General features: G+C 70.0%; 14 protein-coding genes. All 14 read left to right on the top strand.

Annotated features, from left to right (window positions below):
* Positions 1–11: 11 nt before the first annotated feature.
* The 14 genes from AB0H75_RS08675 to AB0H75_RS08610 all read left to right on the top strand — a co-directional run bounded on the left by AB0H75_RS08675 (position 12) and on the right by AB0H75_RS08610 (position 13,929).
* Positions 12–524 carry a hypothetical protein gene (locus AB0H75_RS08675; protein ID WP_367792700.1) on the top strand — a complete coding sequence of 171 codons (513 nt, stop codon included), beginning with the start codon at positions 12–14 and terminating at the stop codon, positions 522–524.
* Positions 517–2,091, top strand: coding sequence for a class I adenylate-forming enzyme family protein (locus AB0H75_RS08670; protein WP_367792697.1), 1,575 nt, complete (start codon positions 517–519; stop codon positions 2,089–2,091). The genes AB0H75_RS08675 and AB0H75_RS08670 overlap by 8 nt, the downstream gene beginning before the upstream one ends.
* A 73-nt stretch (positions 2,092–2,164) precedes the next feature.
* Positions 2,165–2,758: a TetR/AcrR family transcriptional regulator gene (locus tag AB0H75_RS08665; RefSeq protein ID WP_367792694.1), complete on the top strand. Its 594-nt coding sequence runs from the start codon at positions 2,165–2,167 to the stop codon at positions 2,756–2,758.
* Positions 2,759–2,923: 165 nt separating this feature from the next.
* Positions 2,924–4,186 carry an NAD(P)/FAD-dependent oxidoreductase gene (locus AB0H75_RS08660; protein WP_367792691.1) on the top strand — a complete coding sequence of 421 codons (1,263 nt, stop codon included), beginning with the start codon at positions 2,924–2,926 and terminating at the stop codon, positions 4,184–4,186.
* Positions 4,183–4,533 (top strand): cupin domain-containing protein, encoded by a 351-nt coding sequence (locus AB0H75_RS08655; RefSeq protein WP_367792688.1) that lies wholly within the window; start codon positions 4,183–4,185, stop codon positions 4,531–4,533. The genes AB0H75_RS08660 and AB0H75_RS08655 overlap by 4 nt, the downstream gene beginning before the upstream one ends.
* Entirely contained in the window at positions 4,530–4,997 is a 468-nt protein-coding gene (locus AB0H75_RS08650; protein WP_367792685.1) for a hypothetical protein, read from the top strand. The genes AB0H75_RS08655 and AB0H75_RS08650 overlap by 4 nt, the downstream gene beginning before the upstream one ends.
* Entirely contained in the window at positions 4,994–6,469 is a 1,476-nt protein-coding gene (locus tag AB0H75_RS08645; RefSeq protein WP_367792682.1) for a N,N-dimethylformamidase beta subunit family domain-containing protein, read from the top strand. Before AB0H75_RS08650 ends, AB0H75_RS08645 begins: the two co-directional genes overlap by 4 nt.
* On the top strand, positions 6,466–7,578 hold the full coding sequence (locus AB0H75_RS08640; RefSeq protein WP_367792679.1) for a hypothetical protein: 1,113 nt from the start codon (positions 6,466–6,468) through the stop codon (positions 7,576–7,578). Before AB0H75_RS08645 ends, AB0H75_RS08640 begins: the two co-directional genes overlap by 4 nt.
* On the top strand, positions 7,575–8,822 hold the full coding sequence (locus AB0H75_RS08635) for a M24 family metallopeptidase (protein ID WP_367792676.1): 1,248 nt from the start codon (positions 7,575–7,577) through the stop codon (positions 8,820–8,822). The genes AB0H75_RS08640 and AB0H75_RS08635 overlap by 4 nt, the downstream gene beginning before the upstream one ends.
* Positions 8,819–10,489 (top strand): CocE/NonD family hydrolase, encoded by a 1,671-nt coding sequence (locus tag AB0H75_RS08630; RefSeq protein ID WP_367792674.1) that lies wholly within the window; start codon positions 8,819–8,821, stop codon positions 10,487–10,489. The genes AB0H75_RS08635 and AB0H75_RS08630 overlap by 4 nt, the downstream gene beginning before the upstream one ends.
* Before the next feature lie 195 nt (positions 10,490–10,684).
* Positions 10,685–10,894 (top strand): hypothetical protein, encoded by a 210-nt coding sequence (locus AB0H75_RS08625; RefSeq protein WP_367792671.1) that lies wholly within the window; start codon positions 10,685–10,687, stop codon positions 10,892–10,894.
* Between the two features lie 90 nt (positions 10,895–10,984).
* Positions 10,985–11,116 (top strand): hypothetical protein, encoded by a 132-nt coding sequence (locus AB0H75_RS08620; protein WP_367792668.1) that lies wholly within the window; start codon positions 10,985–10,987, stop codon positions 11,114–11,116.
* 63 nt (positions 11,117–11,179) lie between these two features.
* Positions 11,180–11,557, top strand: coding sequence for a response regulator transcription factor (locus tag AB0H75_RS08615; RefSeq protein ID WP_367794184.1), 378 nt, complete (start codon positions 11,180–11,182; stop codon positions 11,555–11,557).
* Between the two features lie 1,121 nt (positions 11,558–12,678).
* Positions 12,679–13,929 carry an alpha/beta hydrolase family protein gene (locus AB0H75_RS08610; RefSeq protein ID WP_367792665.1) on the top strand — a complete coding sequence of 417 codons (1,251 nt, stop codon included), beginning with the start codon at positions 12,679–12,681 and terminating at the stop codon, positions 13,927–13,929.
* Positions 13,930–13,935 lie beyond the last annotated feature (6 nt).

The following is a 13,935-nucleotide window of genomic DNA, read 5'->3' as shown; positions in this document are numbered from 1 at the left end:
AAGGAGGTGTGATGGGCGTCGACATGACCGACACGTCCGAGGTCGTCATCCTGACGGTCCCGCGACCGAGCGACCTGCCCAAAGCGGTCGGCAGGACCTTCACCACGCCGTGGTTCACCATGGACGCCGACCGCTCGGAGCAGTTCGAGTTCGCCACGTACCTGGACAGCTACCCCCACCCCTACGGCGTGGCGGGCGACGACGGGTACGGCGAGGGCCTCGTCGAGGGCTACCACCTGCTCGGCATGCTGGACTACCTGCTCAACCACGTACTGGTCTCGCAGGTCCCGTGCACGCCGTGGAACTACGGTCTCGACCGGGTGCGCTTCGTGTCCGTGGTCCGGCTGACCGACCGGTTCCGGATCACCGGGACCCTGCGCGAGGTCGTCGACCGCGGAGAGCAGGGCTACCTCGTCGTTCTGGACCTCGTCGGCGAGGTCGAAGGTCGCGACAAGCCCGGCTTCGTGGCCACCCAGCGAGTCCTGTGGACCCCGGCCGCCCCTGAGGAGAAGCCCCATGTCTGACGCTGCCCTCGCAGGCCTCACCGAGCACCAGCGTGCGCTGCTCGGCAAGACCATGCCCGACGCCTTGGACGCCGCCGCCGACCGCTGGGGCGATCGGCTCGCCCTGCACGAGATCGAGGGGCTGCGGCGCTCACGCACCTGGGGGGACTTCCGGGCTGAGGTGAGCGCGCTGCGCTCGGGGCTGGAGGCCGCCGGCCTGGAGCCCGGCGCCAAGGTCGGCGTGCTGATCCGCAACCGGATCGAGTTCCCCGTCACCTGGTTCGCCGTCGTTGAAGCGGGCGCCGCCATCGTGCCGCTGAACCCCAAGTACACCGCCCGTGAGATCGACTTCGTGCTGTCCGACGCCGGGGCGACCTGGCTGATCGGCGAGGGTGACCTCGTCGACGAACACCTGGCCGACGGGAAGATCGGGCCGGTCGCGGCGGAGCGCGTCGTCGCCATCGGTTCGGGCGCGGGCCTGGACTACACGGGGCTGCTCGCCACGCCGGTCACCGAACGGCGCCACCTGGCCGACCCCCTGGACGTGGTGAACATCCAGTTCACCTCCGGCACCACCGGCCTGCCCAAGGGCTGCCTGCTCACCCACGAATACTGGCTGGAGCTGGGCGTCTACGGGGCGGCCGCCTCCGCGGAGCCGCAGCGCATGCTGGCCGACCACCCGTTCTACTACATGCAGAACCAGGCGTACCTGATGGCGGCCATCACGTGCGGCGCGGCCCTGTACATCACGCCCGGGCTGAGCCGGCGCAAGTTCATGAACTGGCTGCACGACTACCAGATCGACTTCGCCTGGATCGACGAGGACATGCTGGAGTACCCGCCGAGCGACCTCGACCGGAAGCTGGCCCTCACCGGGGCGCCGGTCGCCGGGCTGCCGAGCCAGGCGTACCCGCTGCTCGAGGAGCGCTTCGGCATCAAGGCCCGCGAGTGCTACGCCAGCACCGAGATCGGGACCGGGACGACGGTGCCCCGTGACCGCGACGACCTCGCCGGCAACGGTTCGATGGGCCTGTGCGCGCCCAACCGGGAATCGAAGATCATCGACGAGCACCTCAACGAAGTGCCGCCCGGCACGCCCGGCGAGCTGTGCTTCCGGGGCCGCGGCATGATGCTCGGCTATCACAACCGCCCCGAGGCCAACGCGGAGCTCTTCCTGCCGGGCGGCTGGTTCCGTACGGGCGACCTGGCGATCAAGACTGAGGACGGCCAGCACTTCTTTCTCGGCCGGCTCCGGGACATGATCCGCCGCAGCGGGGAGAACATCTCCGCCGCCGAGGTCGAGTACTACTTGAGCGCGATGCCGGAGATCGCCGTCGCGGCCGCCGTGCCCGTGCCGGACCCCGATCGGGAGGAGGAGGTCAAGGCCATCGTGGTGCCCGCCGAAGGCGTGACGCTGACGGCCTCGCAGGTCGTCGAGTGGGCCGCGACCGGGCTGGCCCCGTTCAAGGTGCCGCGGTACGTGGAGTTCCGGGGCGAACTGCCGTACACGCCCAGCGGGAAGATCCACAAAGCGGCGCTGCGCGCCGAGGAACCGCTGCACGACGGGGTCATCGACACCAAGGCGTGAGAAAGATCAATGACCGGAAGGGTGCACCCCTATGATGTGATCGACGTTATATAACCAAGGTGGAGGAGGGACTGTGCCGATCTACGTCGACCACGACGCGCGGCGTAAGCAGATCATGGACGCCGCGGTACGGGTCCTCGGCGACGAGGGACTCGACCAGTTCACGCTGCGCAAAGTGGGCCGGCGGCTCGGCGGGTCGGTCACCCTGGTGACCCACTACTTTCCCAGCCGGGGCGCCCTGATGAAGGCCATGCTGGAGCGGACACTGGAGGACGCGCACGCCATGCGCGACGAGCTGACCGCGATCGAGGACCAGCACGACCGCCTCGAAGCGGTGCTGCGAGGCTTCCTCCCCGACAACGAAGAGGCGCTCGCGCAGGAACGTGCGCGAGTCGCCCTGGTCAGCCACCGGAATGTGGATCCCGACGTGGACGAGTTCTTCGCGCGGATCGAGCCCAGCATGCGGGACGTCATCAGGAGCGGCATCGAGGGCTTCGTCGATCCGGACGAGCTCGACGCCATGGTGGACCTGGTGCGGGTCTGGGCCAGCGGCATGGTCCTGTCCGTGATCGAACACCCCGAGATGTGGACGCCCGAACGCCAGCGTCAGGCGTTGCGGCACTTCGTGCGCGTGCTCGAACTGCCGGAGCGCCAGCGCACGGCCTGAACTCGCATTCCGGACTTGGCGCGCTCGACATCAGCACTTCGCACCAAGGACGTGACAACGGTGACGTGGCCCGAAGGGTCATTCGATGACTCCGTACTGAAACCCCTATGGCTCGACAACCCGGACAGGCCGCCGGCCAGGGAATCGCTCGACCAGCCGGCCGAGGTGGATCTGCTGATCGTCGGCGGCGGCTTCACCGGGCTGTGGAGCGCCCTGCGCGCGGTCGAACGCGACCCCGCCGCCCAGGTGCTGCTCATCGAGGCGGACCGCATCGCGGACCACGCCTCGGGGCGCAACGGCGGCTTCTGCGAGGCCAGCATCACGCACGGCGCCGCCAACGGCCGGGCGCGCTGGCCCGACGAATACGCCACCCTGCACGAGCTGGGAGTGCGCAACCTCAGCGAGATCGTGACCACCGTCGAGCGTTACGGCATCGACTGCGGCCTGGCCCGCGGCGGCGTCCTCACGGTCGCCACCCGCGAGCACGAGATCGCCGACCTGCATCCGGGGACGGCGGGGTTCCTCGACGCGGCGGCGGTCCGGCAACTGGTCGACTCGCCGACCTACCTCGCCGGCCGTTACACCCCGGACACCGGCGTGCTGGTCGACCCCGCCAGGCTCGCCTGGGGGCTGGCCGGCGCCGCCGAGCGGCTGGGGGTACGGCTGGCCGAACACACGCGGCTCGTCTCACTCGACGACCGGGGCAGCCACGTCGAAGCCGCCACGGACCGGGTGGTCATCCGAGCCAAGAAGGTGATCATCGCCACCAACGCGTTCCGTAACCCGCTGCGCCGCCTGCGCCTGCCCGTCGTGCCGGTATACGACTACGTCCTGGCCACCGAGCCGCTGACCGACGAGCAACTGGAAGCGATCCGGTGGAACCCCGCCATGGGCGTGACCGACTCCGGCACCCGCTTCCACTACTACCGCATCACCCCCGATCGGCGGATCCTGTGGGGCGGCTACGACGCCGTCTACCACTTCGGCCGCTCCATCAGGGCCCGGCACTACGACCGCCGGGAGACCTTCGCCAAGCTGGCCCGGCACTTCGCGCGGACCTTTCCGCAACTGGCCGGCATCCGCTTCACCCACCGCTGGTCCGGCGTCATCGACACCTCCTCACGCTTCTGCGCGTTCTTCGGCACCGCCCACCACGGGCGGACGGCGTACGCGACGGGCTTCACCGGACTCGGCGTCGGCGCCTCACGCTTCGCCGCCGACGTCATGCTCGACCTGCTCGATGGCCGGCCGACCGAGCGGACCCGGCTGAAGATGGTACGCAGGAAACCGATGCCGTTCCCGCCCGAACCGCTGGCCTGGATCGCCATCCAGATCACCCAGTGGGCCATGCGCCGGCAGGACCGCACCGGCAAACGCAACCTGTGGCTGCGCGTGCTCGACCGCTTCGGCCTGGGCTTCGACTCGTGAACGCACCTTCGATCGCCTCGGCGCGGCTGATCAGCGCGAACGTGCTGGCGGAGGTGACGACGCCGGACGGCGCCTCGGAGCCGCTCGCGACTGCCCACGTGGTGCTCCGGCAGAGCTGGACCTCTGACGTCGGCCTCTGGGAGGCGGGCCCCGGGACCGACGTCGACGTCGAGAGCGACGAGCTGTTCCTTGTCCTGAGCGGGGCGGGCACCGTCACGTTCGCCGACGGCAGCCGGATCGACCTGCGGCCGGGCGTCCTGGTCCAGCTTCGCTCCGGGGACCGCACCACCTGGGAGATCACCGACCGTATGCGCAAGCTGTATCTATCTGGAGGTGAGCGGCGATGACCGAACGGTTCAGCTTCGCCGACATCCCGCAGCGAACCGGCAGCACGTTCACCAGCCCCTGGATCACTGTCGATCAACGCCGGATGGCACTGTTCGACGAGTCGACGTTCTACGATCCGGCGGAGTACGGCTGGGACGTCGACAGCTTCCCCGACGACATGCTGGAGGGTTTCCACCTCCTCTCCCTGGTGCCCTACCTCGTCAACCTCGCGGCCAGGCTCGACGACCCGAGCGCGTTCACGCTGAACTACGGGCTGGACCGGGTACGGTTCGTGACGCCCGTCTTCGCCGGCGAGCGGCTGCGCGCCCACGGAGTCGTCGCGGAGGTCCGATCGAAGCGCGATGGCTACCTGGTCCTCAACCGGATCACCGTGGAGGTCGAAGGACGCGAACGGCCGGGCTTCACCGCAGACCTGTGGGCACTCGTGCTGCCGCGCATCCCAGAGAACCTGTCCACGACATGACTACGACATCCGAGAACGCGAAGGCGGGCAGCACCGCCTGGCTCCCGCAGCGGCTGCGCTTCACCCCGGGAAGCGCGCGGGGCGAGTACGTCGGCGCCTCCGACAGGGTGACGTGGCTCGACTCCGGCCGCAGCTCCGCCATCGAGGGCTGGTGCTCCGAGCCCAGCGTGCGCGCCGGCGAGCGGCTGGCCGTCCACGTCAGCACCGCTCCCGCCGCCGAGTTCACGCTCGACGTCTTCCGCATGGGGTACTACGGCGGGCTCGGCGCGCGCCACCTGGCGACCTTCGGCCCGCTGCGCGGCTTCGAGCAGCCCGGCCCCCTACCTGGGGAAGGCCGCCTGATCGAGTGCGCGTGGGAGCCGTCGCACGCGTTCACCGTGCCGGACGACTGGCCGAGCGGCGTCTACCTGGGCAAGCTCACCCGGCTCGACAGCGGGATCGAGTCGTACGTCATCTTCGTCGTACGCGACGAGCGCGTGGCCGACCTCGTCGCGCAGACCTCCGACTTCACCTGGCAGGCCTACAACCGCTGGCCGCACGCCCACTCCCTCTACTCCAACGGAGCCGACGACCTCACCGCCTATTACGGCACCGACGTCGCGGTCAGCTTCGATCGGCCTTACCTGTCCACCACGTACTTCACCTCGCCGCTGCCGGGCACGGGGGAGTTCTTCGTCTTCGAGTACCCCTTCGTGTTCTGGCTGGAACGCCTGGGCTACGACGTCACGTACTGCTCCAACCTCGACACCCACCGGGGCACGGCCGCCTTCTCGCGGGCCAGGGCGTTCCTGTCGATCGGTCACGACGAGTACGTGACCCTCCCCATGTACGACAACCTGATGACGGCCCGGGACGCCGGAGTGAGCCTCGGGTTCTTCACCGGCAACAGCTACTGCTTCCAGATAGACCTGCGCGCCGGAACCGGCGGAAGGCCCGACCGCGTCTTCTCACGGTTGGACGCCTTCGGCCCCGACCGTTCCCCCGAGTCCGGATATGTCCCCCACCCCGACGAGGCGGCCTACGGCGACTTCTACCCGTTCCCGCTCACCGCTCCCGACGAGGGCCTGCTGATGGGCGCCCGCAACCACTGGCCCATGGAAGGGGTGGGCGACTGGGTGTGCAGCCTGCCCGACCACTGGATCTTCGAGGGCACGGGCATGCGCGAGGGAGAGTCGATCCCGAACCTCGTCGGTCACGAATGGCACGGCAACCCCGCCGCCATCCCGGGCCTGGAGGCCGTGTCGCGGGGCCGTACCTGGGAACCGGGCCTCGGCGACGGGGAGTACACCGCCACCGTGTACCCGGGGCCCGCCGGCAACGTCGTGTTCAACGCGGCCACCTGCTGGTGGGGGAGCGGCTTGTCGCACCCGCCCGGCTTCCAGCGCCCCACCTGGCACGGCATGCCGTGCGGCCTGCCCGACGACCGGGTGCAGCGGATCACCCAGAACATATTGGATCGGATGATCGCATGACGGACGGACTCCAGGTGTTCTGGGACGACCGGGTGCTGCTGAACGACACCGGCCTGGCCTTCGGAGAGGTGCCGGTCTCACCCCTGATCGACGTCCAGGCGAAACACGTCGAGAACGCCGACCGGGTCGTCAACATGCGATCGGTGCTCCAGCGGGGCCAGATCCGGGACCACCTCGTCTGGCGCGACGGCCGCCTCGCCACCATCGACGAGATCGCGGCCTCACACCCGCGGGGCTACATCGACGCGGTCCGCGCCTTCGTCGACGCCGGAGGCGGATACATCGAGGAGAACACCGTCCTGTCGGCCGGCGCCTGGGAGGCGCTGCTGGCCGCCGCGGGCACCTCGATCGAGGCGGCCGACGCCGTCCTCCGTAGCGATACTCTCCGGGCGTACGCGCTGGTGCGCCCGCCGGGGCACCACGCCCAGCCCGAGCAGGCCGAGGGGTACGGCGTCTTCAACCACGCGGCCCTCATGGCCGAGCGGGCCCTCGCCTCGGGCATGCGCCGGGTCGCGATCGTCGACTGGGACGTCCACCACGGCAACGGCACCCAGCAGTTCTTCTACGAACGCGACGACGTCCTCTACCTCTCTCTCCACATGCGCCACGGCACCTGGAGCCCGACCCACCCGCAGACCGGCTCGCCGGCCGAGATCGGCGTCGGCCCCGGCATGGGTTACAACGTCAACATCGAACTGCCCCTCGGTTGCGGAGACGCCGCTTACGCAGCGGCCTGGCGCGCGATCGTCGAGCCGATCATGGAGCAGTACGGGCCCGAGCTCATCATCGTCTCCTCCGGGCAGGACGCCTCCGCCTACGATCCGAACGGCCGCCAGTGCCTCACCATGAAGGGCTTCCACCGGCTCGGCAGGCTCACCCGTGACCTGGCCGACCGGCTCACCGGCGGGCGGTTCGCCGCCGTGCAGGAGGGCGGCTACCACCTGTCCTACGCCGCCTACTGCCTGCACGCCACCTGCGAGGGCTTCCTCGCCCGGCAACCCGAGCTGGACGATCCGATCGGCTACCTCCCGGACGACCCCAGGCACGGCGACGCCGGGATCGCCCTCGTCCAGACCTACCTCTCACGCTTCTGGGAGTTCCCCCGATGACCTCTCACGCCGACCAGTTCCTCGCCGCCGCCTACCCGGAGCAGGAGCTCGGCTTCTCCATCGGCGAGTACCGGGCACGGCACGCCCGCCTGCGCCAGGCCATGTCCGAGGCCGGCCTGGACCTGCTGTACCTCTCCTCACCCGAGGCGATCTGCTGGCTGACGGGCTACCAGGCGGAGTGGTACCACGGCCAGTCCTCCACCCAGTGGCCGGCGTTCTCGGGCGTCGCGGTACACGTCGATCACGATCACTGGCTGCACTTCGAGACACGGGACGAACTGCTCCTGACCCGCATCACGTCCGTGTCCGAGCACGTTCACCTCGGGGGCGACACCGACCTGCTCGAATCCGTCATCGGCGGGCTCACCGGCGAGAGCTGGCTGCGCCCAGGAACCCGGGTCGGCCTCGAAATGGGCAGCTACCGGCCCAACCGCAACCAGAGCCAGGAGTTCCAGGCCGCGATCGAGTCCGCCGGCGGCGTCGTCGCGGACGCGACGAAACCGGTGCGCGCCGCGCGCCGGGTGAAGAGCCACCAAGAGCTCGCCCACGTACGCACCGCCCAGCGCATTGCCGACCTCGGCATGGCCGCCGCCCGGGCGGCGCTCGCGCCCGGGGTGACCGAGCTCGACGTGTACGCCGAGATCGTCTACGCCATGGCGAAGGCCGGAGGAGAGAACCCTGGCATCACCATGCCCGTCGCCTCCGGCACCAAGAACGCCTGCGTGCACGCCCTGGCCTCCCGCCGCAAGATCATGCCGGGCGACATCGTGAACGTCGACGTCAGCGGCGTGTACTTCCGCTACCACGCCAACCTGGCCCGCACCTTCTCCGTCGGCGAGCCGGATCCGCGCGTCGCCGACTACATCGACCGCACGTTCGGCGCCCTCGACGTGGTCCGGGAACACCTGAAGCCGGGCGCCACGATCCGGGACGTTCTCCGGCCTCTCGAGGAGTTCTACCGCGAGATCGGCGCCTGGGAGAACCGCTGGTGGGTCGGTGGCTACGAACTCGGCATCGCGTTCCCGCCGGACTGGGTCGGCGAGTTCGTCTACGACGAGGACTCCCCGCCCGATCAGACGTTCGTCGAGAACGAGGTGCTCAACTTCGAGGCGAACTTCTACCTGCCCCAGCACGCGGGCCTGACGATGGGCGTCAACACCCTCATCGTGACCCCCGGCGGCGCCGAATTCCTCCACTCGACCCCGGACGAGTTCTTCATCGTCAACGACAGGACCACTTCGTGAGCATCACTCCCGCCGGCTCGCTCTGGAACGACACCCCCGCACCGATCGACGCCCGCGCCGACGCCACCACGCTGCCCTCGCACGACGGGACACGGCTGGCCACGGACGTCTACCTGCCCGACTCCCAGCGCAGCGACCTGCAGACCGTCCTGATACGCCTGCCCTACGACAAGTGCGGCCGCTACACCTTCATCCCGGCGATCGCCGCCTACCTCAACGCCCACGGCTTCGCGGTCGTCGCCCAGGATATCCGCGGCAAGTTCCGCTCCGAGGGCGAGCGCTTCCCCTTCGTCAACGAGGCCGCCGACGGTCACCGGACGATCGACTGGATCGTCGCGCAGCCGTGGAGCGACGGCACGGTCGGCATGCTGGGCGACTCCTACTACGGCTTCACCCAGTGGGCCGCGGCGGCGAGCGGCCACCCCGCATTGCGCGCCATCGTGCCGCGCGTCACCGGCTCGCGGTTCATGGACATGTTCTCGCCTGCCGTCGTGCCCAAGCTCCCGCTGTACGAGTGGGTCCTGCACACGTTCACCACGCCCGGCATGCTCGACGGAGCCGTCCTGCCGCGCGAACCGCTGGCCGGGTTCGACGCGTTGCCCGGCTACGCGGCGCACATGGCTCCGCTGCTCACCGGCCTCGTCCGCGGCTGCGGCGACGGCACGCTGCTGCGGCGCTCGTTCCCCACCGGCCCGCCCGCCCCGGCCATGCGGCTCCCCGCCCTGCACATGGGCGGCTGGTGGGACAACCTCCAGCGCAGCCAGCTCGACGACTGGCACTGGACCGGCGCGTCACCGGCCGCCGCGCACCAGTTCCTCCGCATGAACGCGACCGATCACGAAGACTTCGAGCTGCGCGAGGACGGCCTCCCGCACGAGGACCACGAGGCCGACGACGACGCGCTGGCCCGCTACCTGCCCAGGATGCTGGATGAGCCCATCCAGTTCCTGGACCACTACCTGTCGGGCCGCCCGGGCCGGTGGCGGGCTCCCCGGGTGCGCTATCGGGTCGCGAACTCCGGCTGGCACGTCGCCGACCGCTGGCCCACCGGGGACACCGGCCTGGTGGAACTGCACCTGACACGGGGAGACCGCGCGCTCTCCAGCGCCGACGGCGGCGCGCTGCGCCGGGCGGCGGACGGCCCGGCCTCGTGCGTCTCCTGGACGCACGACCCGCTCAACCCGGTCCCCTACCTGGTCGAGGACGAGTGGAGCCAGCTCTCAGGCCTTCCGGACGAGCAGCTCGTCCACGCCCGCGACGACGTGGCGACCTTCACGGGCGAAGCGCAGGACACGCCGTTCGACATCGTGGGGCCGGCCGAGGTCGTGTTGCGCGTGGACACCGACGCGCCGTCCACCCATGTGATCGTCAGGCTGCTCGACGTCTACCCCTCCGGCCGGGCGCGCGTGGTGTTGGAGGGGGCTGAGCTGGTATCCGGCTCGGCGCAGGTACGCGTGCGGCTCGGCGACACCGCCTACCGGGTACGCCCTGGGCACCGACTGCGCCTGGCGATCAGCAGCTCCTGCTTCCCGCTCTATCTTGTGCATCCAGGCAACGACGAGGACCCGTGGCACGTGTCGCGCTTCCGACCGGCGCGGCAGACCTTGCGTCTCGGCGGATCGCACGGCGCGGTCCTCCGCCTTCCCATCAGAGGGCGGCTGGGGTGACCGGCCCGCCCGTACGGCAACGCGACCTCGGCACCCTTCGTGTGCAGTGGCCGTCCCGACCGGGAGGCTGCCATTCGCCTGCGTTCCGCCACCCGGAATGGTCAACCGTGCATGCCCCGGCGCAGGAGCGACCACGCCCGGGCGGCGGTGCCCCGCCGCGCCGGCGCGGGCCTCTTGGCGAGCACCCCGGTGAGCATGGTGACCAACGAATACCACCTGCGGCACGCCCCGCGCGAGTACGAACACTTCTACGACCAGCACCGAGCCCATCAAGCCCTGCACCAAGCAGCCCCGCTGCGCACCGCCCCCGATCCAATCACGGATCCCGAGCAATTCACCGACCTGAACATATGCCGACGAGACCGGCTCGGCGGCGTCCTCCACGAGTACTCGCAAGCGGCTTGACCTGCATGGATGGAATTTTCGGCAGGCGCAACCCTGGGCGCGCCGTGACACCTCCCACAGACATGGCTGAGTGTCGCTCTGGCGTACCGGATGTCTCTGTACGCAGAGGAGTCAAATTTCTGGCTGGCACCGACTCGGGGGCTGCACTTCCAGGTGACCATCCAGAACAGCAGGGGCAGCGGGGGCACCAAGGGACAGAGCGTGTTCCCGTGGGTGCCCTGACCCCCGATGACAGCCTCTCGTCTCCTGCCCGCCCCACCTTCATGGAGGGCGTGGTTGATCGACATGACCGGACGTGTCTTCCTCTTCCGAGGAACGATCAGCGCGAGCATCCTTGGACGAGCCGACAGAGGACAGGGCATGATCAAGGTCCTGGTGGTGGACGATCAGGTGCTGGTCCGCGCCGGCCTGGCCGCGCTGCTGCGCAGCGCGGGGCTTCAGGTGGTGGGCGAGGCCGCCGACGGTGAGCAGGCCGTGCGGATGGCGGCGGACCTCGAACCCGAGGTCGTCCTCATGGACATCAGCATGCCCCGCATGGACGGCATCACCGCCATGGAACGCATCCTCGCCACGGCCCAGGGCGCGCCGCCCAAGGTGCTCATCCTGACCACGTTCCTTGCAGCAGTACGGGGCGGATCTGCTTGCGGTAGACGGCCTCGGTGACCGCCGTCCCGCTGTGGCCGACGAGCCGGGCGATATCTCGCGACGGCCTCGGCGGCCTGACGATCGGACAGGTCGAGCAGGAACTGCAGCACGCAGACGGTGGCCGGCTGAGCCGGTGACAGCCTGGGCCGCCCGTCCCGTGGATACCACTGCGTGAAGTCCTCGTCTTTCCACAGCCCGTCCAGCCGGTCGCGGATCCACATCGCCGGCGTGCCGGCAGGGTTGCTCGCGCGGGCTACCTGCGCAGTCAACAGCGGGATCTGGGCCTCAGTACGAGGACGGACGGACATGTGACACCTCGGGGAGAAGGCCGACTTCACCGACTCTCCGGAGTTTGTCGGATACCTACCGTCAAACGATCGGCTTCTCAAGATTCCCCACAGAGTCAAGCTTAGATCTTCCTTTCTGCGAGCTGATGTCCCAGGAGCTGTGCTAGTCAGGCCCGGCGGGAACAGGCTGTTCCGGCTCCCCGGCGGAGGCATGCTCGCATCATCCGCCCCCGGCCAGACGGCTGCAGCGGTGCGCGAGGTGGCCGTAGCCAGGTGGTTGGATACCAATGACGTGCCCGCGTCACCTCCAAAGGTGGCGCGATCGAGTATGTGCACTGGAACACGCCGTGGCCCGGCTGCTGGCCGGCCGCACGAGCGGGCCGGTGTTCCCGGCTGAACGGCGCGCTCCTACCTCAGAGTGCCGGCGGACGGCTGGTCCTGGAGGTCCATTTTCGGGATCGTCGGTGCGGTGATCGGGCTGGCGGCCACGCCGGCGCTGCCCGACCGGTCGAAGATCGACATCTCGCACGACGCGGCCTACCGCGCCGGCCGGGCCTGAACGAGGCGCCCGCCGGGGCAACCATTGCGGCGGAGGAGGCGGCGGCTTCCGTGCGCGGCGTCCTCCCGCGATACGCGTCACTGCGCGGCGTTCTCCCGGAGGCGTCTCAGAGCGGTGGCCTGTGACGGACACTGCGACGGGTCAACCCTGAGGTTGATGATCGTCCGCGGTCAACCCGCGGGAGCATCCGCAGTTCGTTCCGGCGCACGAGCCGTCCGGCGAAGATCGCTGGAAGGCTCCTCGTAGGACTTCGACCCCTGACGAGGAGACCCTTCATGTCAGCGTTCACGCGCGTGCACAGATACCGAGCCGCCGGGCTGGGGCTCGCCGCCGCCCTGCTGGCCGCGCCTGCGACCCCGGCGTCGGCAGCCCGTACCACGGGCCCGGCGACGGCGACGGCGACAGCCGCGACGGCGGCCTCCGCCATCAGGTTCAGGCTGCCCGCCCCCACCCTGCGGCGCCCGATCGGCACCGTCGCCCTGCGCCTCGTGGACCGTTCCCGGCCCGACCCGCTCGTCACCTCGCAGTCGTACCGGGAGCTCATGGTGAGCGTCTGGTACCCCGCCCGCCGCTCGGACGGCCTCCCCCTGGCGCCGCAGATGCCGCCGCTCGCCGCGGCCGACTTCGACCGGGACACCGCCGCCGACCTCGGCGTCAAGCCGGGACAGGCGGACTGGGCCGCGACCAGGACCCACGCCCGCGCCGGAGCCGCCGCTGACCGGAGCGCGGGCAAGCTGCCGGTGGTGCTGTTCTCGCCCGGTTACCAGGCGCCGCGCGCGCTCAGCACCGTCCTGGCCGAGGAGCTGGCCGCCCGCGGCTATGCCGTCGTCACCGTGGACCACACCCACGAGCCGGACCAGGTCGAGTTCCCCGGCGGCCGGGTCGAGCACTCCAAGCTGCCGCCCGTGAAGACGGAGGAGGACCAGGCGAAGCTCTTCAAAGTCCTCCTGGAGGCCAGGGTGGCGGACCTGAGGTTCGTCCTCGACGAGCTGGCCCGCCTGAACCGCGGGAGCGGGCCAGGCGCCGGACGCGGGCCGCTGCCGGCCGGGTTGCCCGGCGCGCTGGACCTGTCGCATGTCGGCGCGTTCGGCCACTCCATGGGCGGCGCCACGGCCGCCCAGCTCCTGCGCGACGACCCGCGCGTCGACGCGGGCGCCAACCTCGACGGCATCCTCCTCGGGCCGGCCGCGACGCTTGGCGTCACCCGGCCGTTCCTCCAGGTGGCGGGAGGGACGACCACCCGCGACAGCGAGCCCACCTGGAAGTCGTTCTGGAACGCCTCCACCGGCTGGAAGCGCGAGGCGCGTTTCACCGGTGCCCAGCACTTCTCCTTCTTCGACTTGCAGGCGATCTACCCGCAGCTCGCCGGCCGGCTGAAGGGCCTCCCGATCGCCGAGACCATCGGCACCATCGACCCGGAACGCTCCATCGCCGCCCAGCGCGCCTACCTCACCGCGTTCTTCGACCTACACCTGAAGGGGCGGCGCACCCCGCTCTTCGACGGGCCGAGCCGGGTGTACCCGGAGGTCACACTTATCCCCTGACCTCTC

Source organism: Nonomuraea sp. NPDC050783, assembly GCF_040802095.1.
Lineage (GTDB): Bacteria > Actinomycetota > Actinomycetes > Streptosporangiales > Streptosporangiaceae > Nonomuraea.
Note: the sequence above shows the minus strand (reverse complement) of the source record. Positions and strands in the feature narration are given on the sequence as shown.